General features: G+C 69.1%; 25 protein-coding genes and 3 tRNA genes. 18 read left to right on the plus strand and 10 right to left on the minus strand.

Features of this window, described 5'->3' with window-relative positions:
- Positions 1-288 precede the first annotated feature (288 nt).
- The 3 genes from ACIBHX_RS47545 to ACIBHX_RS47555 form a co-directional block, all read right to left on the minus strand.
- Positions 289-831, minus strand: a complete 543-nt coding sequence (locus tag ACIBHX_RS47545; RefSeq protein WP_397075042.1) for a GNAT family N-acetyltransferase — start codon at positions 829-831, stop codon at positions 289-291.
- Between the two features lie 407 nt (positions 832-1238).
- Positions 1239-1320 (minus strand) — tRNA-Tyr (locus ACIBHX_RS47550).
- 213 nt (positions 1321-1533) lie between these two features.
- Positions 1534-2199: a sulfotransferase family protein gene (locus ACIBHX_RS47555; protein ID WP_397075044.1), complete on the minus strand. Its 666-nt coding sequence runs from the start codon at positions 2197-2199 to the stop codon at positions 1534-1536.
- Between the two features lie 84 nt (positions 2200-2283).
- Here ACIBHX_RS47555 and ACIBHX_RS47560 point away from each other — a divergent pair, with 84 nt between their 5' ends.
- Together ACIBHX_RS47560 and htpX are read left to right on the plus strand one after the other, a co-directional pair.
- Entirely contained in the window at positions 2284-2829 is a 546-nt protein-coding gene (locus ACIBHX_RS47560) for a YajQ family cyclic di-GMP-binding protein (RefSeq protein WP_397075046.1), read from the plus strand.
- An 85-nt stretch (positions 2830-2914) separates the two neighbouring features.
- Positions 2915-3766, plus strand: a complete 852-nt coding sequence (gene htpX, locus ACIBHX_RS47565; protein ID WP_397075048.1) for a zinc metalloprotease HtpX — start codon at positions 2915-2917, stop codon at positions 3764-3766.
- On the opposite strand, the gene ACIBHX_RS47570 is transcribed toward htpX, so the two are convergent.
- On the minus strand, positions 3763-4221 hold the full coding sequence (locus ACIBHX_RS47570) for an NUDIX hydrolase (protein ID WP_397075050.1): 459 nt from the start codon (positions 4219-4221) through the stop codon (positions 3763-3765). The two genes, htpX and ACIBHX_RS47570, sit on opposite strands and share 4 nt — an antisense overlap.
- Before the next feature lie 78 nt (positions 4222-4299).
- Between ACIBHX_RS47570 and ACIBHX_RS47575 the strand changes: the two genes are divergently transcribed.
- Positions 4300-4578: a hypothetical protein gene (locus ACIBHX_RS47575; RefSeq protein WP_397075052.1), complete on the plus strand. Its 279-nt coding sequence runs from the start codon at positions 4300-4302 to the stop codon at positions 4576-4578.
- Here ACIBHX_RS47575 and ACIBHX_RS47580 read toward each other — a convergent pair.
- Positions 4563-5075 (minus strand): NUDIX hydrolase, encoded by a 513-nt coding sequence (locus tag ACIBHX_RS47580; RefSeq protein ID WP_397075053.1) that lies wholly within the window; start codon positions 5073-5075, stop codon positions 4563-4565. The genes ACIBHX_RS47575 and ACIBHX_RS47580 overlap by 16 nt on opposite strands.
- 27 nt (positions 5076-5102) lie before the next feature.
- On the opposite strand from ACIBHX_RS47580, the gene ACIBHX_RS47585 reads away from it, so the two are divergent.
- Positions 5103-6173, plus strand: a complete 1071-nt coding sequence (locus tag ACIBHX_RS47585; protein WP_397075055.1) for a calcium:proton antiporter — start codon at positions 5103-5105, stop codon at positions 6171-6173.
- Positions 6174-6214: 41 nt separating this feature from the next.
- Here ACIBHX_RS47585 and ACIBHX_RS47590 read toward each other — a convergent pair whose 3' ends face one another.
- Together ACIBHX_RS47590 and ACIBHX_RS47595 are read right to left on the minus strand one after the other, a co-directional pair.
- Positions 6215-6961: an ABC transporter permease gene (locus ACIBHX_RS47590; RefSeq protein ID WP_397075056.1), complete on the minus strand. Its 747-nt coding sequence runs from the start codon at positions 6959-6961 to the stop codon at positions 6215-6217.
- The gene (locus ACIBHX_RS47595; RefSeq protein WP_397075058.1) at positions 6942-7886 is read right to left on the minus strand and encodes an ATP-binding cassette domain-containing protein; all 945 of its coding nucleotides are present in this window, start codon (positions 7884-7886) and stop codon (positions 6942-6944) included. Before ACIBHX_RS47595 ends, ACIBHX_RS47590 begins: the two co-directional genes overlap by 20 nt.
- A 230-nt stretch (positions 7887-8116) precedes the next feature.
- On the opposite strand from ACIBHX_RS47595, the gene ACIBHX_RS47600 reads away from it, so the two are divergent.
- Both ACIBHX_RS47600 and ACIBHX_RS47605 read left to right on the plus strand, forming a co-directional pair.
- Positions 8117-9118 (plus strand): GH25 family lysozyme, encoded by a 1002-nt coding sequence (locus ACIBHX_RS47600; protein WP_397075060.1) that lies wholly within the window; start codon positions 8117-8119, stop codon positions 9116-9118.
- A gap of 77 nt (positions 9119-9195) precedes the next feature.
- Positions 9196-9648 (plus strand): C40 family peptidase, encoded by a 453-nt coding sequence (locus tag ACIBHX_RS47605; protein WP_397075062.1) that lies wholly within the window; start codon positions 9196-9198, stop codon positions 9646-9648.
- Between the two features lie 38 nt (positions 9649-9686).
- On the opposite strand, the gene ACIBHX_RS47610 is transcribed toward ACIBHX_RS47605, so the two are convergent.
- Complete coding sequence (locus ACIBHX_RS47610; protein ID WP_397075063.1) at positions 9687-10322, minus strand: hemerythrin domain-containing protein; 636 nt, start codon at positions 10320-10322, stop codon at positions 9687-9689.
- 370 nt (positions 10323-10692) lie between these two features.
- On the opposite strand from ACIBHX_RS47610, the gene ACIBHX_RS47615 reads away from it, so the two are divergent.
- The 7 genes from ACIBHX_RS47615 (at position 10693) to ACIBHX_RS47645 (ending at position 14721) form a co-directional block, all read left to right on the plus strand.
- Positions 10693-10768 (plus strand) — tRNA-Thr (locus ACIBHX_RS47615).
- Between the two features lie 165 nt (positions 10769-10933).
- Positions 10934-11007: transfer RNA gene (locus tag ACIBHX_RS47620), tRNA-Met, on the plus strand.
- 71 nt (positions 11008-11078) lie between these two features.
- Entirely contained in the window at positions 11079-11243 is a 165-nt protein-coding gene (rpmG, locus tag ACIBHX_RS47625) for a 50S ribosomal protein L33 (RefSeq protein ID WP_214325190.1), read from the plus strand.
- Positions 11244-11779: 536 nt separating this feature from the next.
- Positions 11780-12229 carry a MaoC family dehydratase N-terminal domain-containing protein gene (locus ACIBHX_RS47630; protein WP_397075064.1) on the plus strand — a complete coding sequence of 150 codons (450 nt, stop codon included), beginning with the start codon at positions 11780-11782 and terminating at the stop codon, positions 12227-12229.
- Positions 12229-12657: a MaoC family dehydratase gene (locus ACIBHX_RS47635; RefSeq protein ID WP_397075065.1), complete on the plus strand. Its 429-nt coding sequence runs from the start codon at positions 12229-12231 to the stop codon at positions 12655-12657. Before ACIBHX_RS47630 ends, ACIBHX_RS47635 begins: the two co-directional genes overlap by 1 nt.
- A 261-nt stretch (positions 12658-12918) precedes the next feature.
- Positions 12919-13947: a UDP-N-acetylmuramate dehydrogenase gene (locus tag ACIBHX_RS47640; RefSeq protein ID WP_397075208.1), complete on the plus strand. Its 1029-nt coding sequence runs from the start codon at positions 12919-12921 to the stop codon at positions 13945-13947.
- Between the two features lie 204 nt (positions 13948-14151).
- On the plus strand, positions 14152-14721 hold the full coding sequence (locus ACIBHX_RS47645; protein WP_397075066.1) for a TMEM165/GDT1 family protein: 570 nt from the start codon (positions 14152-14154) through the stop codon (positions 14719-14721).
- A gap of 3 nt (positions 14722-14724) precedes the next feature.
- On the opposite strand, the gene ACIBHX_RS47650 is transcribed toward ACIBHX_RS47645, so the two are convergent.
- Positions 14725-17580, minus strand: coding sequence for an ATP-binding protein (locus ACIBHX_RS47650; RefSeq protein ID WP_397075067.1), 2856 nt, complete (start codon positions 17578-17580; stop codon positions 14725-14727).
- Between the two features lie 101 nt (positions 17581-17681).
- On the minus strand, positions 17682-17828 hold the full coding sequence (locus tag ACIBHX_RS47655; protein WP_397075068.1) for a hypothetical protein: 147 nt from the start codon (positions 17826-17828) through the stop codon (positions 17682-17684).
- Positions 17829-17989: 161 nt separating this feature from the next.
- Here ACIBHX_RS47655 and ACIBHX_RS47660 point away from each other — a divergent pair, with 161 nt between their 5' ends.
- The 5 genes from ACIBHX_RS47660 to ACIBHX_RS47680 are packed head-to-tail and all read left to right on the plus strand — an operon-like array spanning position 17990 to position 21583.
- Positions 17990-18184, plus strand: a complete 195-nt coding sequence (locus tag ACIBHX_RS47660; protein WP_397075069.1) for a hypothetical protein — start codon at positions 17990-17992, stop codon at positions 18182-18184.
- Positions 18185-18231: 47 nt separating this feature from the next.
- Positions 18232-19161 (plus strand): deoxyribose-phosphate aldolase, encoded by a 930-nt coding sequence (deoC, locus tag ACIBHX_RS47665; RefSeq protein ID WP_397075210.1) that lies wholly within the window; start codon positions 18232-18234, stop codon positions 19159-19161.
- Position 19162: 1 nt separating this feature from the next.
- Positions 19163-20581, plus strand: coding sequence for an aldehyde dehydrogenase family protein (locus tag ACIBHX_RS47670; protein WP_397075071.1), 1419 nt, complete (start codon positions 19163-19165; stop codon positions 20579-20581).
- Positions 20574-20744 carry a hypothetical protein gene (locus ACIBHX_RS47675; protein WP_397075073.1) on the plus strand — a complete coding sequence of 57 codons (171 nt, stop codon included), beginning with the start codon at positions 20574-20576 and terminating at the stop codon, positions 20742-20744. Before ACIBHX_RS47670 ends, ACIBHX_RS47675 begins: the two co-directional genes overlap by 8 nt.
- Positions 20744-21583: an aldehyde dehydrogenase family protein gene (locus tag ACIBHX_RS47680; RefSeq protein WP_397075074.1), complete on the plus strand. Its 840-nt coding sequence runs from the start codon at positions 20744-20746 to the stop codon at positions 21581-21583. The genes ACIBHX_RS47675 and ACIBHX_RS47680 overlap by 1 nt, the downstream gene beginning before the upstream one ends.
- Positions 21584-21587: the final 4 nt, after the last annotated feature.

A 21587-nucleotide genomic window follows, 5' to 3' on the forward strand; every position in this document is an offset into this window, starting at 1 on the left:
GAAGCGCCGATAACGCCACGAGCAGGCACAGAAGACGATCAAGGTGTCAAGCATCAAGCGAGGCCAGAGTGTCAACCATCAAGCGAGACAGGACAAACCTACTCGGCTGATCTTGCCGAATTGTTCTTATAGGTATCAAGGCGGCGGCGCGGCGCGCCGCCGCACCCCCGCGCCGCCCCTCCCGCGCTGCGCGTGCGGCCTGGGGGCCGTTCTCGCGGGGGGCCCGCACAAGCCGCCGCCGTACCGATCGAACCCGCCGACCCCAGCGCCGCACCACCGCCAACGTGGTCAGAGCTCAAGCACCATCAGGATCTCGTCGCGATCATCACCGGGCGCGAGCCGCAGCGCGCCGGGCCACCGGCCGATCTCTTTCCAACCCAGCCGCCCGTAGAAGTCTTCGAGCCCTACTCCACCCCGGGCGGCAAGGTGGAGTTGTTCGAGCCCCATCTCTTCACGTGCGAGGCGGTGGAGTTCGTGCATCAACGCGGCCCCGATGCCTCTTCCGCGGAAGCCGGTATGCGTCTGAACGTGATGCACTGTGCCCCAGTGAGCGATCAACGGGTTGGCGTCCCTGCGCACGTTCAACCACCCTGCGAGCGTCCCATCGGCGCGGGCCACGAGGAGTCGGCTGAGTTGGGGAGCGAGGCCGGCAATGACTTGATCAGCGACCACCGCCACCTGATCGAAGCTGACAGGGGGGAAGGGAAAACCGGCCGCACCCCCAGCGTTGCTCACCGCTACCCAGCACTCGACCATCTCCCGCCGCAGGTAGGACGACATCTCGTGTGGGCTAGTGATTTGCAGGAACTCTGGAATCCCCTCATTCATCATGGCCGCAGCATTGCAGACGCCTCCGACAGGCAAAACAGCCTCCGGCGGGGGCCTCGGGCTCCGGGATGATCGCGGACATGCACCAGGTAGTCAGTGGCTGGGAGCCGGATCTTCCCGTCGCCGTCGCCCAGGACAGCCGAGCAGGTCGAGGGCCGGAGGCGAAGGTCGTTCTTCCGGTGGGGAGCTCCACCTTCACCTCCGGCCCTTGACCCGCTCCCCTGACGGGTGGGACGACGGCGACGGGAAGATCCGGCGGGTACAGCGTGTGCGTGCGCACAGGGCAGGACAGCCATGATCGCGTGCCAGATGCCACGGGAAACCAGGGGGAATCCCGGGAACTTACGGGCGATCAACGCGAGAGGCCCGTCACCGCGTTTCCGCTGGTGACGGGCCTCTTTCCGCTGGTGTGGCAGGTGCAAGGTTCGAACTTGCGTAGGCTGAGCCGACGGTTTTACAGACCGCTCCCTTTGGCCACTCGGGCAACCTGCCGTGTCATCCGCTCTCGCGGCGACAGACAGAAGGATAGCGGACTTCCGGCGTGTACGTGACACCGGTTTGTCCCCGCCGGATCTTCGGTGAAGTGCTCTGCGGATCTTGGGCGTAGTGGCTCGCGGATCTTGGGTGAGTACCTCGCGGATCCTGGGTGGAGGGGCCGGTGGAGCTTCGGGGGAGGGGGCGGGGGAGCTTCGGTGGGGTGGCTGGTCAGGGGGTGCGGCGGAACATCAGGGGGGCGATGTGGGAGCGGGCGAAGCGGTCGAAGTGGGCGGCATCGTTGACCCGGGGAAACGGCTCCGACGGCACCGGTACGCCGAGGAAGTCGCACAGCGGCTCCCACCCCTGGCTGACCTCGAAGACCAGCAGGCGTTCGGCCGGGATGGTGGCCTTGACCTCCTCGACGTGCCGGGTGAACGCCTTCAGCAGGTAGTCCCGGTCGTCCGTGCGCCCGTCGAAGACCCGCTCCACCACGGTGAGCCGGGTCATCCGGATGAAGGCGGCCAGGTCAGTACCCAGGAGCGAGGAGAGCCCCTGGATCAGCGGACGACGGCGCTGCTTGAGGATCGTGGCGTTCATGCTGGCCAGCCACCGCTCCGGATCGCGCACCGTGAGCACGACCCGCGCCTGCGGGAAGTGTTCGGCCAGTTCGCGCCAGTAGGCCGCGGAGGGCCAGTCGACGCACGACTCGTACCCGCCGAGCAGTTCGTCCCAGTCCACGGGATGGCCGGAGGCCAGGGCGAGCCAGCGTCGCAGTTGGCCGTGCCGTTCGACGACCTCTGACATGTGGTGGCAGGGGCCGAACCCGAGCTGCTCCAGGGCGACCTTCATCGACAGTGTTCCAGTGCGGCCGAAGCCCGCGCCGATCACTCGCATAATGCCTACTAATCCCATCGACAACTGCGGATAGCGCCATGGTCCTTCGGGGTCCCGTGGCTGGCAACACTGCAATGCGAGCCGATGCTGGCTAGGCTCGTTCGCTGGGGTAAGTGCAGTTGCGAGAGGGAGTGCGTTTTGGCCGACTCATCGTTCGACATCGTGAGCAAGATCGACCGCCAAGAGGTCGACAACGCGCTGAACCAGACGGTGAAGGAAATCGGGCACCGCTTCGATTTCAAGGGCACCGGAGCCGCCATCAGCTGGTCTGGGCAGGACAACATCGAGATCAAGGCGAACAGCGAGGAGCGGGCAGGGGCCGCGCTCGACGTGTTCAAGGAGAAGGTGGTCAAGCGTGGCCTCTCCCTGAAGATCATTGACGCCGGCGAGCCCAAGTTGTCCGGCAAGGAGTACCGGATGCTCGTCAGCCTCAAGGAGGGCATCGATCAGGAGAACGCCAAGAAGATCTCCAAACTGATCCGCGACGAGGGCCCAAAGGGTGTGAAGGCCCAGATCCAGGGCGAAGAGCTGCGGGTCAGCTCGAAGAAGAAGGACGACCTGCAGGATGTCATCGTCCTGCTGAAGGGCAAGGACCTCGACATCGCTCTGCAGTTCGTCAATTACCGGTAGGTGTACGGCTACCGCCGCCCGAAGGGAACGCGGGGGCGGGGCGTGGACGTTGGACCAGGTGAACCCAAGCGCGAAGGGGGGAACCTTGCACCACAACGGTCTGCGGACCGCCATCCTGCTCGGGAGCCTGTCTGCGGCGATCCTCGTGGTGGGCGCGTGGTTGGGCGGCGGCACCGGCCTGCAGATCGCGTTCGTGCTCGCCCTGGTGACCAACGGTGTGGCGTACTTCTTCTCCGATCGGATCGCGCTGTCGGCGATGCGTGCCCGGCCGGTCGGCGAGGTCGAGCAGCCCGTGCTCTACCGGATCGTGCGTGAGCTGTCGACGCAGGCGCGCCAGCCGATGCCGCGCCTGTACCTGTCGCCCACGGTCCAGCCGAACGCCTTCGCCACTGGTCGCAGCCCGCGCCAGGCCGCGGTCTGTGTGACGTACGGCCTGACCAAGCTCCTGGACGAGCGGGAGCTCCGCGGCGTGATCGGGCACGAGCTGTCACACGTCTACAACCGCGACATCCTGGTCTCGTCGGTGGCCGGCGCGCTGGCCACGATGATCACCTGGCTGAGCTACGTCGCGGTGTTCTTCGGCGGGTCCGACGACGACGAGGGCCCGGGTTTCCTCGGCGCGTTGCTCATGATGGTGCTCGGCCCGGTGGCGGCCGGCATGGTGCAGATGGCGATCTCCCGCACCCGGGAGTTCCAGGCGGACGAATCCGGCGCCCGGCTCACAGGTGACCCGCTGGCGCTGGCCTCCGCGCTCCGCAAGATCGAGATGGGAGCCAGGCGGCTTCCGCTCCCTGAGAACAGCCGCCTGACGTCCGCCTCGCACATGATGATCGCGAACCCGTTCGCCGGGTCCGGCTTCGGACGGCTCTTCTCCACGCATCCGCCCACGTCGGAGCGGGTCGCGCGGCTCGAGCGGATGGCCGGCTACCGCCGCTAGCCCGCGTGTATCCCGCGCAGGATGTCGGCCAGATCCTTCGGGAAGACGAGCTCCTCGGTGTCGTCGAGTTCCTCCGCGCTCCACCATCGGTGCCCGATCGTGGTGGCCTTCTCCAGTTCCTCCATGTGGTCGAAGGAGACCTCCGCATTCCCCACCCGGATCGCGAAGAACGTCTGATCCTGCGTGATCGCGTACTCGGCGAACGTGAACTCGATGGTCCCGGTGCCGTACGGCCCGGTGAAGTCGCCGGCGGCGGCAACGATCCCCACCTCCTCGTACAGCTCCCGCGCAGCGGCCTCCGGCAGCGTCTCGTCGCCCTCGGCGGCGCCGCCGATGGTGAACCAGTACGACATGCCGGGCCGCGCCGGATCGAAGCCGTGGAGCAGCAACACCCGCCCGTGATCGTCAATGGGCAACGCGCGAGCCGTGAACCGGCGCAGGGGGATCATCGTCATGCCCACCATCATGGAGGGATGGGCGTTTGGGTTTACATCCGTGGATGGCTGGAATTTTCGGACAGCCAGCGAGCCGAGGTGAGGCGGCTCGCCGACGGACCCGGCTGGACCTTCCCCGAAGGCGGCTGGCTGACGGCGGCCTGCTACGCCCGCGCGGTCAGGGAATCCGAGCTGGACGAGATCCAGGCCACGGTCCGCCGGATCGCCGCCCTGCCGCCTCCGGACGAGGACGGCGACCACGTCGCGGGTCTCTTCCTCGCCTTCCACGAGGTGGACGGTCAGCAGGAGTGGCAGGTCAGGGACGGACACCTGCACATCGCCCGCGCCGATCCCCGCCTCGACTACCTCAACGCCTGATAGAGCGGGAGCCAGGTGCGGTGGGCGCAGCGTGATTCGACCTCGGCCCGGGTCAGCCACTCCGCCTGGGTACTCTCCGTTCCCGCGGGCGGGGAGGTGGGCGGGCCGGGGATCACCAGGCGGGCCGTAAAGGTGAGCATGTACGTCAGCAGGGCGTACGGGTAATCCGCGGGCACCTCCCCGGTGATCTCGATGCGCTGCCAGCCGAAGAGCTCCAGCGCCGACGGATCGAGCTGGAAGCCCGTTTCCTCCGCCAGCTCGCGGGCCGCCGCCTCCGCAGGGGATTCGCCGGGTTCGAGGTGCCCGCCGGGGATGTCCCAGCCTCTGCCGGGACGGTCCACGCAGGTCAGCAGCAGCCGGTCCGACGCGTCGAGAACGAAGGCGAACGCCGAGGTGACCTGGCCGGACGAGGGGGCCTGCCGGGTGAGCGCCAGCTCCAGCGTGTGCGCCGCGGGGACCCACGGCACGGTCGTGGTGGCGATGAGAGAAATGGACACCAGGCCATCATCGGGCATGATCGAGACATGAGATCGTGGACATTCGCTGCTCCCCTGCTCGCCCTGCTGGCTCTGGTGCTGTCCTGGGGACGAGAACTGTCCACGGTTGTCGTGATCCTGCTGGCCCTGCTGCTGGCGGGAGCCGTACTGGCTGCCGTGCACCACGCGGAGGTGATCGCACATCGGGTCGGCGAGCCGTTCGGTTCGCTGGTGCTGGCCGTCGCGGTGACCGTCATCGAGGTCGCGCTGATCGTCAGCCTGATGCTCAGCGGCGGTGAGAAGACCTCGTCGCTGGCGCGTGACACGGTGTTCGCGGCCGTGATGATCACATGCAACGGGATCGTCGGCCTGTCGCTGCTCAGCAGCACGCTGCGCAGGCGCGTGGCGGTGTTCAACGCCGAGGGCACCGGCGGCGCGCTGGCGACCGTGGCCACGCTCGCGACGCTCAGCCTGGTGCTGCCGACGTTCACCACGAGCCAGGAGGGTGCCGCGTTCTCGCCCGCTCAGCTGGGGTTCGCCGCGGTCGCGTCGATCGCGCTGTACGGGCTGTTCGTCCTGACGCAGACGGTCCGGCACCGCGACTACTTCCTTCCCGTCGAAAGCGCGAACGCGGCCGAGGCGGAACACGCGCCGCGCCCCTCAGGTAAGACGACGCTGCTCAGCCTGGCGCTGCTGCTGGTGGCCCTGGTGGCGGTGGTCGGCCTGGCCAAGGTCGAGTCGCCCGTCATCGAGACCGCCGTGGGTTTGGCCGGGCTGCCGCAGGCCGTGGTGGGCGTCGTCATCGCGCTGCTGGTGCTGCTGCCCGAGACGATCGCCGCGGTCAGGGCGGCCAGGCGCGGCCAGCTCCAGATCAGCCTCAACCTGGCGCTCGGCTCGGCGATGGCCAGCATCGGCCTGACGATCCCGGCGATCGCGATCGCGTCGATCTGGATCACGGGGCCGCTCCTGCTCGGGCTGGGCCCCACCCACCTGGTCCTGCTCGCCCTGACGTTCGTCGTCTCGACCCTCACGGTGGTCCCCGGCCGCGCCACATTGCTCCAGAGCGGCGTACACCTCCTGCTCTTCGCCGCCTTCCTGTTCCTCGCGATCAGCCCGTGACGGCTTGACTCTGACGGGAACCGGGTCTTTCTCTACCAGGGCTAGACGCCGCGGCGGAGTGCTCGGTTGCAGAGGTAGAGGCCGGTTGCGGCGGTGGCCAGCGATGCGGCCGTGCCGTACAGGATGGATATGTCGGCGAGGTGCCCGGAGAAGAGGGCGCGCTGGGCGTCGACGATGTAGGAGACCGGGTTGAAGGCCGCGATCACCCGCATCCACCTCGGAGCGGACTCGATCGGCAGCAGGACGCCGGACAGCAGCAGGAGCGGGAAGAGCACGGCCTGCGAGATCACGTAGAAGAGCGTGCCGCTGGGCGCCGACTTGATCGCGAGCACGTACGACAGCGAGCCGAGCCCGACCCCGAACACCGTCAGCAGCGCCAGCCCGCCCAGCACCCCGGCCGGATGGAGGCGGAACCCGAGCGGAAGCGCCAGCGCGATGATCAGCAACGCCTGGCAGAGCAGGACCACCATCTCCTTCATGGTCCGCCCGACCAGCATCGCGCTGCGGTTGAGCGGCGTGACCAGCATCCGCTCCATCGAGCCGCCGAGCAGCTCGACCAGCAGCGTGTACCCGGCGAGCAGCGGCCCCGACAGGCACATCATGATCAGGATCCCGGGCACGAACCACTGCCAGGACGAGTTCCGCATCGCCCCGTCGAGCAGCGAGCCGAACAGGAACAGGAACAGCAGCGGCTGCACCATCGAGAACACCAGGCCGAGCGGCTCGCGCAGCGACGGGGTGAACTCGCGGATGAATACGGTGCGGGTGTCACGAAGGAATGTCGTCATCGGTGAGGCTTCTCCCGGTAAGGCTGAGGAACACGTCGTCGAGGGTGGGGCGGGCGGTTTCCGCGGTGGTCACCTTGATCCCGGCGGCCTCCAGCGCGCGCAGGTACTCGGGCAGGGCGGCGGCCGCGTTCGGCACCCGGAACTCGGCGCCGGCCCCGTCCGCGGTGGCCTCTCCCAGCAGCTGTACGGCTCGCGCCGCCTCCTGCTCCGTCTCGGTGGTGATCGTGATGCGGTCGCCCGCCAGGTCGTTCTTGAGCCCGCTCGCCGTACCGTCGGCGATGATGTGGCCGTTGTCGATGATCACCACGCGTTCGGCCATGCTGTCGGCCTCTTCGAGGTAGTGCGTGGTCAGGAACAGGGTCGTGCCGTAGGCCTCGCGCAGGCGCAGGATGTGCGCCCAGATGTCGGCGCGGCTCTTGGGGTCCAGGCCGGTCGAGGGTTCGTCGAGGAAGAGCAGGTCGGGGCGATGGATGAGGCCGAGCGCGATGTCCAGGCGGCGGCGCTGGCCGCCGGACAGCGTGCCGGGCTTGCGCTTGGCCAGGCTTTTCAGCTCCAGCACGTCGAGCAGCTCGTCGGCGCGCCTGGCCGCGTCGGCGGAGGTCAGGCCGTAGCAGCGGCCCTGGGTGACCAGCTCGTCGCGGACCAGGAAGTGCTCGCCCGCGCTGTTCTTCTGGCCGACGTAGCCGATGCGGGCGCGGACGCCCGCGGGGTCGCGGGCGACGTCGTGGCCGGCGACCGTGGCGGTGCCGGACGTGGGCGGGAGGAGGGTGGTGAGCATGCGGAGCGTGGTCGACTTCCCCGCTCCGTTCGGGCCGAGGAAGGCGACCAGCTGGCCCTTCTCGACGTCGAGGTCGATGCCGCGCACGGCCTCGACGGTCTGTCGTTTGACGGTGAAAACTCGGGTCAGTCCGCGGGCGTGGATCATGGTGGACGCCTCCGGGCATGGCGAAGAAACCCCTGGTCGGGGCTCGTTTTCGAGGATCGGATCCAGTCTGGGGCGGGCGAATCCGCTGTGGCAAACGCGAATGTCACGTTCACAAATCACCTCTGACCTGCGAAAACGACGTCCTGGCGAGTGCGGGGAGAATGCCAATTTCAGGCGCTTGACCTGGGGTTTTCCGCTGATCGCCGAAGGAATTCGCGTACGATCTGCGGGTGAAACGAGTATTAGCCGCGGCGGTGACCGCTTTGGTGGGCTTATCCGGGAGTGCGCAGGCGGCCGACGGCCTCGCCGGCGTCGACGTCAGCAACTGGACCGGCGAGATCGACTGGGAGTCGGTCTCCTCCGGCGGCGCGAAGTTCGCCTTCGTCCAGGCGACCGAGGGCACGAACTACCGCAACCCCAGCTTCGACGCCCAGTACGGCGGCGCCGCCGACGCCGGGCTCCTCCGCGGGGCCTACCACCTCGCGCAACCCCACGAATCCGACGGCGCCACCCAGGCCGACTTCTTCCTCCAGAACGGCGGCAGATGGACCGGAGGCGGGCAGACCCTCCCCGGCGTGCTGGACCTGGAGGACAACCCCTACCGCGACAAGAACGGCAAGAACACCTGCTACGACCTGTCGCCCAAGGACATGGTCACCTGGATCAAGGACTTCACCGCGAAGTACCACCGGGCGACCGGCGTCCGCGCCGTCATCTACACGACCACCAGCTGGTGGCGCACCTGCACCGGCGACTCCGCCAAGTTCGCGGCCAACCCGCTCTGGCTGGCCCACTGGGGGAGCGACCCCGGCGAACTGCCCAAGAGCTGGCAGAAGCACACCTTCTGGCAGTCGGCCGAGAAGGGCTCGCTGGCCGGCGGCCAGGACTCCTTCAACGGCACCGACACCGAGCTCGCCGCGCTGGTCAACCCGCCCGCCGAGGTCACCGTCTCCGGCGTCGCCCGCGACAGGCGCCACTACTCGGTCACGGTGACCAACACCGGCCCGTACCCCGTCACCAACGTCAAGGTCTCGGGCCGGGCGTACGGCGGGCAGCGCGTGACCCGGGCGCCGGGGTGCGCCGTCAGCGGGACCGCCGTGCGGTGCGCGATCCCCGAGCTCGCCCGCGGTCAGAAGGCCACGTTCACGTTCACCACCAAAGCGCGGCACAAGGGCCCTGTGGGGATGCGCTTCACGGTCGGGTCGGTGGAACTCGAGTTGCCCGCTAGTTGATGCAGGATGGGTCTGTGTTGCGGGGACGTGGGGCATTGGTGGCGATCGCGGCGTTATTACTTACCGCGACGGCTTCCATGCCTTTGGTGTCCTATTTCCCGGCGCGGATCGTCGCGGTCGCCTACCAGGTCGAGCAGGACGGCGTGGACTACTCCTGGGGCGGTGGCCACGCGGGCAGCCCGGGACCGTCCACCGGCACCTGCCGGGGATACCACGGCAGAATCAAGCCGTGCCCTGCCAAGCGCACGCGCGGCCTCGACTGCTCCGGGTTCACCCGGTGGGTGTACGCGCTGGCGCTCGGTACAGACGTGCTCGGGCCGGGCAACACCGACGACCACCTGCGGCTGCTGCGACGGGTGAGCTCGGCCAGGCCGGGGGATCTGGTGTTCTTCGGCAAGCCGAGCAGGACGCATCACGTGGGCATCTATCTCGGGAACGGGATGATGATGAACGCGCCTGAGACGGGCGCCCAGGTCCGCGTCGACGAGATCGCCCCGCGCAAGGACCTCGTCGGCTTCTTCCGCTACTGAGGCGGGCCGTGCGGGGCTCGCCGTACGGGCTGGGACCCTCAGACGTGGCCGAAGATGAGGCGCTCGCGCCGGAGGTGGCCGCGGTTCAGCAGGCGCAGCAGGAGCAGCAGCACGGGGCCGGCGGCGCGGCGCAGCTCGGCCAGCTCGTCCTGGTCGGCGTACTGGGCCATGCGGGGCAGGTCGAAGCGGAGGTCGCCGCCCTTGCGCGCAGCGTTCTCCACCTCACGCCAGTCGCGCTCCGACACGTAGCGCAGGATCACCGGGAAGAGCAGTCGCTCCTCCTCCTCGATGTGCTCGTCGAGCAGGTCCGCCAGCGATGCGCACGACTTGGCCAGCAGCGCGGGCGCGCCCAGGTCGGACTCCAGCCGGGCCGCCACCTCGGTGATCTCCTCGAGCAGCGGGTCGAGCGCCTCGTGGTCCTCCGTCAGGCTGTCCAGGTCGACCTCGGGGCCGGCGGACCGGACGAGCACCGGCCAGAGCGCGTCGTCCTCGGCGCGGTGGTGATGGTGGATGCCGGCGCAGAGCCGGGTAGCGAACTCCGCGATGGCGCGCAGCCGGGCCAGGTCGGCCTGCTGGCGGCCGGCGGCGAGCTCCTCCATGAGCAGGGCCACGCGGCGGGCATCGGCGCGCATGGCGCGGTGAGCGATACGTATTCCGAGGAGGTTCGGGGACATCTGAGGGCTCCTTTCGAGACTTGCCCTCAGGGTGCGCTTCGCGACTTCGGTCCTTCTTGGAACCGACTTGGCATGGCTGTAACGCGTGTCATGTCCCGGAAATTGAGGGACCCGAGGTCTACTCTGAGCCGCTATGGACAGGCGATGGGTCGGCACAGGCGGCTACGAGGTCGTTCCCGCGACGCGCGCCGGCCGCCAGGTGCTCCGGGTACGGCGGCACGGGTGGCTGGTCGCCGACTGCGTCTCGGTGGCCGACGTGGCCCGATTGGTCGATCTGGCCGACCTGTGCGAGATCATCACACTGCCCCGAACGAGTTCGCATCATGGCTGGGCGCCGTGTATGGTTACACCTGTCCGCGACCACGGACAGGCCCCTATAGCTCAGTCGGCAGAGCGTCTCCATGGTAAGGAGAAGGTCAACGGTTCGATTCCGTTTGGGGGCTCCAATTAGGCAAGCGAGCTCCATCTCTGCGGATGGGGCTTTTCTGTTGGATTTCTGATGTCGGGAGATCCTGAGGCATACTAGGTGTCACCCACCCGATCAGGTGAAGTGCGAAGGCGCTCTCCATGTCGGGTATCCTCTACAGGCCGGGTGTTTCGTCCGGCCCAAAGGCGGAGTAGCTCAGTCAGGCAGAGCAAACGGCTCATAATCGTTGTGTCGCCGGTTCAAGTCCGGCCTCCGCTACTGCCCCCACCCAGGTCACACGGCCTGGGCATGGGCATGTCCCAGTCCCGAGCGTAGAAAGGCACTCCCAAGTGGCTGCCACCGACGTTAGGCCGAAGATCACGCTGGCCTGCCAGGAGTGCAAGCACCGCAACTACATCACGCGGAAGAACCGGCGCAACGACCCGGATCGGCTTGAGCTGAACAAGTACTGCCCCAACTGCCGCACCCACCGCGCGCACCGCGAAACCCGCTAGGGGCCCACAGAGCCACAACCGGCGTCCTGCACAGGGCGCCGGTTTGTCATGCTTTCAGTACGGCAAGCCGCCGCCACCGCCGCCCGCCGCCCCGTGCTGAGGGCCCGCGAGCGGCGCTTCCGGCGAGTCGATGACAGTTGCCCGCAGTCACGGCGCTCCGTAACCAGGCACCGCGGTCCCCCCTCCCGCCGTAAGAGGCGCCGACCTTCGCCGTCCCCTCTTCGCGCCGACCCGGCGCTCGCGAGCGCGACCGTGGGGTGGTGCCCAGGAGGCCCGTCGTGCCCTTCGGTGGCCGGGGCCCGCGACGCTCGCCCGCCTGCTCCACCGCTCCGGGCGGGTGGCCTGAATCTATGGCGGCATCGCCGCGAGGTTCGTCAAGCAATCTCCATCGGCCGTCGCAGCCGCTCCCTTCCGGGTACTGTCCCGAGTTCAGCGGCGGTGACAGCGACTGCCCTGCCGGCTGATCGGCAGAGGACAGCGGAACCTTGTTCTGTTAACGTCGGCTCAGGACGACTGGGACGCGTGAAGGGGCACTGATGGCCTTGAACCGTGATTTCGTGGGCAGGACATACCCGTCCTCCGCCCCCTACGAGGTCAGCCGGGTGAAGATCAGGGAGTTCGCGACGGCGATCGGTGACAGCAATCCGATTTATCGCGATACGGAGGCAGCGCAGGAGGCCGGGCATCCCGACGTGATCGCACCGCCGACCTTCCCCATCGTGTTCAGCCTGCAGAGCGGCGGCGAGGCGCTGATCGACCCGGAGCTCGGGCTCAACATCGCCATGGTCGTCCACGGCGAGCAGCGCTTCGAGTACACGCGCCCGATCTACGCCGGCGACGAGCTGGTCAGCACCGCGACCATCACCGACATCCGCAGCGCCGGCCGCAACGAGCTGATGACGGTCCGCAGCGACATCACCACGGTCTCCGGCGAGCCGGTGTGCACCACGTACAACACGATCGTCGAGCGCGGAGGGGCGGCCTGATGACGGCGACGGTGAAGTACGACGAGGTGACCGTCGGGCAGGAGATCCCGGCCGTCGAGTACGGCGTGCGGCGGCTGAACCTGGTGATGTACGCCGGGGCGTCCGGCGACTTCAACCAGATCCACTGGAACGAGCGCTTCGCCAGGATGGTCGGGCTGCCGGATGTCATCGCGCACGGCATGTACACCATGGCGCAGGCAGGCCGCTTCGTCACCGACTGGGCCGGGGATCCCGGGGCGGTGGTGGACTACGGGGTCCGCTTCTCGTCCATGGTGGTGGTCCCGGACGACGACCAGGGCGCCACGATCACGGTCAGCGGTGTGATCGAGGAGAAACTCGAAGACAAGCAGGTCGTCATCGGCCTAACCGCCAAGTCCGCAGACACCCGCGTCCTCTCCAAGGCCCGCGCCATAGTCCAACTCACCTAACCTCCCCACCCCACGATCCCCCGCTGTCCGCAGCCTCTGATGGGCTCACCGGGATCGCCAGGCTTCCGGAACGCCGTGTCTCCCGGCCTGGCGCGTGGCGTGACCGTGAGCGCGGCCACCAGGCGCCGGGTCGGCGGGATGTGGGTTGGCGAAAAGGGGGGCGGCGGCCTTGCCGTACAGGCGCGTGAGCTGCCGTGGAAGCGCGAGAACCTGGCAAGAGAGGGTGGGGAGAAGAAGGACATAAGCTTGGGGCCCATGGAGATGCTCGGGGCGTATACGACGCTGGGGTTGGGCGGGCCTGCGCGGGAGTTCGTGGAGGCGCGGACGGCCGAGCAGCTGGTCTCGCTGGTGGCCGATGCTGACAGGAAGGTCGTCCCGACGCTGATCCTGGGCGGCGGCAGCAACCTGGTCGTCGCCGACGAGGGCTTCGACGGGCTGGTGATCCGCGTCGCCACGCGGGGTGTGACGGTCAAGCGCGACGGCGGCCAGGCGCTGGTGACCGTCCAGGCGGGCGAGGACTGGGACCCGCTGGTGGCCAGGGCGGTCGAGGAGGGCTGGTCCGGCATCGAGTGTCTGTCGGGCATTCCCGGACTGGTCGGCTCCACCCCGATCCAGAACGTCGGCGCCTACGGTCAGGAAGTCGCCGAGACGATCCGGTGCGTGCGAGCCTACGACCGCAAGACCCGGCAGGTCGTCGACCTCGAGGCCCGCCAGTGCGGCTTCTCCTACCGCGACAGCGCGTTCAAGCGCGACCTGTCCAGGCACGTGGTCCTCGGCGTCACCTACGCCCTGGACCTATCCGAAATGTCGGGGAAAATCGCTTACAAGGAGCTCGCAGCCCGGCTCGGTGTCGAGCTCGGCGAGAGCGTCCCCGCCCGGCGGGCCCGCGAGGCCGTGCTCGAGCTGCGCAGGAGCAAGGGCATGGTGCTCGACCCGAGCGACCCCGACACCCGCAGCGCCGGCTCGTTCTTCACCAACCCGATCCTGCAGCCCGAGGCGGCGGCCGAGCTGGAGGCGCGCGCCCCCGGCCACCCGCGCTGGGAGATGCCCGGCGGCGCGGTCAAGGTGCCCGCCGCGTGGCTCATCGAGCAGGCCGGATTCCCCAAGGGCTACCAGCGCGGCCCCGTACGCATCTCCACCAAGCACACGCTCGCGCTGACCAACCCCGACGGCGAGGGCACCACCGCCGCCCTGCTGGCCCTGGCCAGAGAGGTGCGCGACGGGGTGCGCGAGAAGTTCGGCGTCACCCTGGTCAACGAGCCGGTCCTGGCCGGAATAGACCTTCTGTAACGGCTGTTAAGGTTGGCGGAAACACCGAAGGGGAGTAGTCCCAATCGCGTGGTCGACATGCTGGCGCTCCGTGCGCCCGGTCACGCGGGCCTCTGACGAGGCGGACGAGACCTTCGGCCTGGCAGTCATGGACACATGTCGCCGGGCCGAAGCGCTGCTCCCCGACGAGAGGCGAACCGGTCCCGGCCGCACGGAAGGGGACCGTTGGAAGCGTTCTGGATAAGCCTCGCCGTCATCTTCGTGGCCGAGCTCGGCGACAAGAGCCAGCTCATGGCGATGACCTTCGCCACCCGCTTCAAGCCATGGCCCGTACTGGCCGGCATCACCGTCGCGACCGCCGCCGTCCACCTGGTCAGCGTGGCCGTGGGCGGGCTCATCGGCGACGCGCTGCCCACCACGGCGATCTCCATCGTGGCCGGGCTGGCCTTCCTCGCCTTCGCCCTGTGGACCCTGCGCGGCGACGAGCTCACCGAGGAGGAGGCCGGCAAGGCCCGCCGTACCACCCGCAACGCCCTGGTCGCGGTGACCGTGGCGTTCTTCCTCAGCGAGCTGGGGGACAAGACCATGCTGGCCACGATCACGCTGGCCACGCAGCACGGCTGGCTCGGCACCTGGCTCGGCTCGACCGTCGGCATGGTCGCCGCCGACGCCCTGGCGATCCTGGTCGGGCGCATGCTCGGCAAGCACCTGCCGGAGAAGGTCATCAAGTACGGCGCGGCCGGAGCGTTCGCCGTCTTCGGCGTGATCCTGCTCGCCCAGCCCCTCTTCGCCTGAGGGTCAGGCGTCCAGGAGGGAGCGGCGGTGGGCGGCGGCGGCCGCTTCGCCCCGGCTGGTGACGCCGAGCTTGGACAGGATGTTGGAGACGTGGACGCTGACCGTCTTGACCGAGATGAACAGCTCCGCGGCGATGTCCCGGTTGCTGCGCCCGAGTGCCACGAGCCGCAGTACCTCGAGCTCGCGCGGCGTGAGCAGCTCGGACGTCGCATCCTGCGGCGAGGTGGCCCCGACGCGCCGCGACAGCGTCTCGATCTCCACGATGAGCGGCGTGGCCCGCAGCGCCTGCGCCAGCGGGAGCGCGGTGCGCAGCCGGCCGGCGGCACCCTCGCGATCACCGGAGTGCGCGGCCACCGACGCGGCCCGCATCAGCGCCTTGGCCTGGTTGTGCGGGCGGTTGATGCGCTCCCACGCGGCGGCCGCGGCGTCGAAGTCGCCCGAGTACGACAGCCGGTAGGCCTCCGCGACCGGCCCCTTGGCGTGCAGGCACGCGGCCACGTCGGCGGCGTGCTCGCGCACGGCCGAGGCGCGGTCGGGCTCCACGGCGTCGACCGCGTCACAGACGGTGCGCAGCAGGGCCAGCAGGCGCCAGCCGAGCATGGCCTTGCTCGACTGCGACGGCCGGGCCAGGACGCGTTCCGCGACGGCCAGCGCGCTGTCGGGCTCGCCCTTGAGCAGGTGCCAGCCGATGTGCAGCCGGGTGCTGTTGGTGATGTCCTGCAGGTAGTCCTCGGGGCGCTCCTTGAGCACGCCGAGCTCCGACAGGATGCCCTCGACCAGGTCGAACTCGCCCCTGGCCAGGGCGATGTCGGCGCGCACGCGCAGCATGTGGTGCCGGGTACGCAGCACGGGGCCGTAGCTGGTGGCCACGTCCAGGACCTCGATGGCCTCGTCCCAGCGGCCGATGGCTTCGAGCACCTCGGCCTTGTTGTTGAGGATGAACAGCCCACCGGCCCGCAGCCGGCCGTACTTCTTGGCCGCCCGCCAGCCCTCGTCGGTCAGCGCGAGCGCCTCTTCCCAGCGGCCCATGTCGGTGAGCGCGTCGATGTTGTTGCCGATCGCCCGGGTGATGAGCCGGCCGGAGTTCTCCAGCTTGCCGAGCTCCAGGGCACGCATGTTGGTGGCCAGCGTGGCCTCGTAGTCGCCGGCGATGGAGTGGCCGAGCGCCAGGTTCAGCAGCAGGTCGCCTTCCAGGCAGCGGTTGCCGAGCTCGCTCGCCAGGCGCAGGCCCTCCTCGATGAGGCGCGTGCCCTCGGCCACCTCGCCGCGGAGCATGAGGTGCTGGCTCATCTGCGTGACGACCTCGGCCCGGTCCATGCCGGGCTCGGGCACCAGGCGCAGGGCGTCGCGCAGGTCCTCGATGACGCCCATCTTGCCCTTGGAGACCTTGAACTTGGCCCAGCGCACCATGAGATTGGCGACGCGGCCCGGCTCCTTGGTCTCGTCCAGCTCGGACAGGGCGGCCTTGATGAACTTCACGCCCCGGTCGACCTCGCCGCCGGCGTGCGCGGCCTCGGAGGCGCGCTCGAGCACGGCAGTGTGGTCGGCGTCGATGAGCTCCTCGGCGCCGGGCACGCGGTCCCAGAGCATCAGGACGCGCTCCAGGAGCGGGATCGCCTCGGTGTAGGCGAACGCCTTGAACGACTTCTGCGCGGCCTCCCAGGCGGCCACCAGCGCCGCCTTGTCGTTGCGCGCGCCGTACCAGTGGTGCGCGAGTTCGACGGCGGCGCGGCCGGGCGGGACGAGCTTGCGGTCGAGGGAGATCTCCTCGGCGAAGCGGGCGTGCAGGCGCTGGTGCTCGCCGGGCAGCAGCTCGTCGTGTACGGCTTCGCGGATGAGCGCGTGGCGGAAGGCGTAGGCGCGGCTGTCGGCGATCTGCAGCACGTTGCCGGCGATGGCCGGGCGCAACGCGGCCTCCAGCTCCAGGTCCGACAGGCTGCTGACGGCGGCCAGCAGCGCGTGGCCGACGCGGTTGCCGCCGGCCGCGGCGACCCGCAGCACCCGCTGGGTCTCTTCGGGCAGGCGCTCGACGGCACTGAGGATCAGATCGGCCATCGACTCGGGGAACGAGCACTCCTCTCCGCTGTCCAGCATGGCCTCGACGAACAGCGGGATGCCCTCGCTGCGCTCGTAGACCTTCTCGACCTTGGCGTAGTCGGGGGTGCTGCCGAGGATCCCGGCCATCTGCTGCGCCACCTCGTCGCGCGACAGGCGGGGGAGGTCCAGGCGGATCACACCGTTGACGCGGCCGAGCTCGGCCAGCACCGGGCGGAGGGGGTGCTGGCGGTGCAGGTCGTCCGATCGGTACGTCATCACGATCAGGACCTGCGGGGCGCGCAGGTTGCGGCTGAGGAAGGCGATCAGGTCGCGGCTGGACCGGTCCGCCCAGTGGATGTCCTCGATGATCAGGACCGTGGGCCGGCTGTCGGCCAGCCGTTCCAGCAGGGTGAGGAACTGTTCGAAGAGCCTGGCCCGGCCCGTCTCCGTCTCGCCGTCGCCGCTCGGCTCGCCGAACTCGGGCAGCAGCCTGGCCAGGTCGCGCCCGGCCCCTTCCGGCAGCAGCGCGGCGATCTGGGCGGTGCCCTGCTCCCTGACGAGCTGGCGCAGCGCGGCCGTGAACGGCGCGTAGGCCAGACCCTCGGTGGACAGCTCGACGCAGCCGCCGAACAGCACCTGGGCGCCCGCCTGACGGGCCTGGTCGGCGAAGCGTTGGACGAGGCGCGTCTTGCCCACTCCCGCCTCGCCGCCGAGGAGGACGGCGGTGGCATCTCCCTTGCGGGCCTCTCCGAAAGCCTCGTTGAGCGTGGCGAGCTCAGGCGCCCGCCCCACGAAGACGGGACTCACGGAACGTCCCAGCATGTCGTCCAGCATGTCACGCCTTATGGATAGCTATCGACGGGTTTAGGGCGGCTCTGAGGCCCGGCCGCGAGGGAGGTTGCGGCCGGGCTCTCGTGGCTTGCTCATGACGAACGGCGCTTGCCGAAGACCGAGCGGCGCTCGGACTTGTTGGCCCGCTGGGCTTCGCGTACCTGGCGGTGCCTGGCTGCCTCCTCACGGAGCTCGTTGGCGTGGTTCTTCATGAGCTGGTATTCGATCTCGGGGTGCATGTCCGACTCCTCGGTATTTGTTGTCTTTCTGACACCTTCAAGAGTCGTGCTAAGGCCCCGGGTGGGGCATCGGGTGGATGCCCTATCTCTGCCGAAGCTTCGTCTTACCCCTACCTAGGTCAGGGCCTCAGAGGGTCCTAGGGACGCCACGATGATGGGTCGTGAGGAACCTAGTGATCGTCTTCATCGTCATGTCCGCCCTGGTGGCGGCCTGTTCCGAGAGCGCGTACGGCGAGCCGTCCGGATGGCGGGTCGCGGAGGAGCGCGGGGGCGCGTCGCTGACCAGGGACATGTGGGCAACGGCGGAGTCCCGGGAGTCTGGTGTGACACGTCAGCGGATTTTGTCCTATCGGTGAGTTTGGAATCACCGCACCCGGTCAGCGATGCTGTGGGGGTGTCAACTCTGACTACCTCGCTCGCGGACGTCGCCTCGTCCAACGTGACGCTGCGAGCATTCCTGCACGGGCTGCCCGGCGTCGACCGGGTCGGCGCGGACCAGCGGGCGGCGATGCTCGGCACCCGTTCCATCAAGACGACGGCCAAGGCGCAGGCCATCGACCTGGCCATCTCCATGGTCGACCTCACCACGCTCGAGGGCGCCGACACCCACGGCAAGGTCCGGGCCCTGTGCACGAAGGCCATGCACCCGGGCGAGGGCGCGCCCCAGGTCGCGGCCGTGTGCGTCTACCCGGACCTGGTGGCGGAGGCGGCCGCGACGGTCAGGGGCTCGGGCGTCAAGGTGGCCTCGGTGGCGACCGCGTTCCCCAGCGGCCGCTCGTCGCTGGAGGTCAAAGTGAGCGACACCGCCCTGGCGGTGGCGGCCGGCGCCGACGAGATCGACATGGTGATCGACCGCGGCGCGTTCCTCGAGGGCGACTACCTGAAGGTCTTCGAGGAGATCGTCGCCATCAAGGCCGCCAGTGGCGACGCGCATCTGAAGGTGATCCTGGAGACGGGCGAGCTGGCGACCTACGACAACGTACGGCGGGCCTCCTGGCTGGCCATGATCGCGGGTGCCGACTTCATCAAGACCTCGACGGGGAAGGTGGCCCCGGCGGCCACCCTGCCGGTGACGCTGATCATGCTCGAGGCGGTGCGCGACTTCCGCGACGCCACCGGGCGGCAGGTGGGCGTCAAGCCCGCGGGCGGCATCCGCACCACCAAGGACGCCATCAAGAACCTGGTCCTGGTCAACGAGACGGCCGGCGACGACTGGCTGACGCCCGACTGGTTCAGGCTCGGCGCCTCCTCGCTGCTGAACGATCTGCTCATGCAGCGCCAGAAGCTGGCCACCGGCCGCTACGCGGGTCCCGACTACTTCACGGTGGACTGACATGTTCGAGTACGCACCCGCCCCCGAGTCACGCGACATCGTCGACATCAAGTCGTCGTACGGCCTGTTCGTCAACGGCGAGTTCGTCGAGGGATCCGGCAAGCCGTTCAAGACGATCAACCCGGCGTCGGAGGAGAAGCTCGCGGAGATCGCCACGGCGACCTCCGACGACGTGGACAGGGCCGTGCAGGCCGCCCGCAAGGCGTTCGGCGTGTGGAGCGCGCTGCCCGGCGCCGAGCGGGCCAAGTACCTGTTCCGCATCGCCCGCATCATCCAGGAGCGCGCCCGCGAGCTGGCCGTGCTGGAGTCGCTGGACAACGGCAAGCCGATCCGCGAATCCCGCGACGTGGACCTGCCGCTGGTGGCGGCCCACTTCTTCTACTACGCGGGCTGGGCCGACAAGCTGGAGTACGCCGGATTCGGCACCAAGCCCTTGGGAGTGGCCGGTCAGGTCATCCCGTGGAACTTCCCGCTGCTGATGCTGGCCTGGAAGATCGCTCCCGCGCTGGCCTGCGGCAACACCGTGGTGCTCAAGCCCGCCGAGACGACCCCGCTGACCGCGCTGCTGTTCGCGGAGATCTGTCAGCAGGCGGACCTGCCGCCGGGCGTGGTCAACATCGTCACCGGCGCAGGCCAGACCGGCGCCGCGGTCGTCGCGCACCCGGACGTCAACAAGGTGGCCTTCACCGGCTCCACCGAGGTGGGCCGCATCATCGCCCGCACGGTGGCGGGCACGGACAAGAAGGTGACGCTGGAGCTGGGCGGCAAGGCCGCGAACATCGTGTTCGAGGACGCCGCGCTGGACCAGGCCGTCGAGGGCATCGTCAACGGCATCTTCTTCAACCAGGGCCACGTGTGCTGCGCCGGGTCCCGGCTGCTGGTGCAGGAGTCGGTGCACGACGAGCTGATCGCCGCGCTGAAGCGCCGCCTGGGCACGCTGCGCCTGGGTGACCCGCTGGACAAGAACACCGACATCGGCGCCATCAACTCCGCCGAGCAGCTGGCGAAGATCCGCGACCTTTCCGAGGCCGGCGAGCAAGAGGGCGCAGAAAGGTGGTCCCCGGCCTGCGAGATCCCGGGCAAGGGCTTCTGGTTCCCCCCGACGATCTTCACCGGGGTGGCGCAGTCGCACAAGATCGCGCGCGAGGAGATCTTCGGCCCGGTGCTGTCGGTGCTGACGTTCCGCACGCCGGCCGAGGCCGTGGAGAAGGCCAACAACACGCCGTACGGGCTGTCGGCCGGCATCTGGACCGAGAAGGGTTCGCGCATCCTGTGGATGGCGGACAGGCTCAGGGCCGGGGTCGTGTGGGCCAACACGTTCAACCGGTTCGACCCGGCCTCGCCGTTCGGCGGTTACAAGGAGTCCGGGTACGGCCGCGAGGGCGGGCGGCTCGGTTTGGAGGCCTACCTTGATGTGTGAGAACCGCCGCGCCGACCGCCGCGCCCGCCGCGCGCAGGCCTTCCGCGGCCACGCCGTCGCCCGCGCCGGCCGCCCGGTCCGTGAGGGCTGGTACGCCCACCGGGGCGGCGTCAGCCGCTGCGGCCAGATCTTCGTGCCCGTGCACCTGACGCAGGAGCGGTGATGAGCAGGCTGTCCGTCCGCAAGACCTACAAGCTGTTCATCGGCGGGGCGTTCCCGCGTTCGGAGAGTGGAAGGTCCTACATCGTGACCTCCGGCAAGAGCGAGGTGAACGCGGCCAGGGCCTCCCGCAAGGACGCCCGCGACGCCGTCTCCGCCGCGCGCAAGGCGTTCCCCGGCTGGTCGGCGGCCACGCCGTACAACAGGGGACAGATCCTCTACCGGATCGCCGAGATGCTGGAGGGCCGGCGGGCTCAGTTCGCCGAGGAGATGGGCGGCGGCAAGAAGGCGTCGCTGGAGGCGGTGGACGCCACCGTGGACCGGCTGGTCTGGTACGCGGGCTGGTCCGACAAGATCGCCTCGGTGCGCGGGTCGGCGAACCCGGTGGCCGGGCCGTACTTCAACCTGTCGACGCCCGAGCCCACCGGGGTGGTCGCGCTGATCGCGCCCGCGGACCCGCTGCTCGGGCTCGTGTCGGTGATCGCGCCGGCCGTCGTCACGGGCAACACCTGCGTGGTCGTGGCCTCGGAGAAGACCCCGCTGCTCGCGATCACGCTGGCCGAGGTGCTGGCCACCTCGGACCTGCCCGGCGGCGTCGTCAACATCCTCACGGGGCACCAGGCGGAGCTCGCGCCCTGGCTGGCGGCCCACATGGACGTCAACGCGCTCGACCTGACCGGCGTCACGGACCCCGACCTGGCCCTGCGGTGCGAGCAGTCCGCGGCCGAGAACCTCAAGCGGGTCATCCGCCCCGCGACCGAGGACTGGCCCGCCGACCCGGGCGTGACTCGCCTCACCGCTTTCCTAGAGACCAAAACCGTCTGGCATCCGATCGGGACTTGATCGC

Origin of the sequence: Nonomuraea sp. NPDC050536 (assembly GCF_044457685.1) — a bacterium.
Classification (GTDB): Bacteria; Actinomycetota; Actinomycetes; order Streptosporangiales; family Streptosporangiaceae; genus Nonomuraea.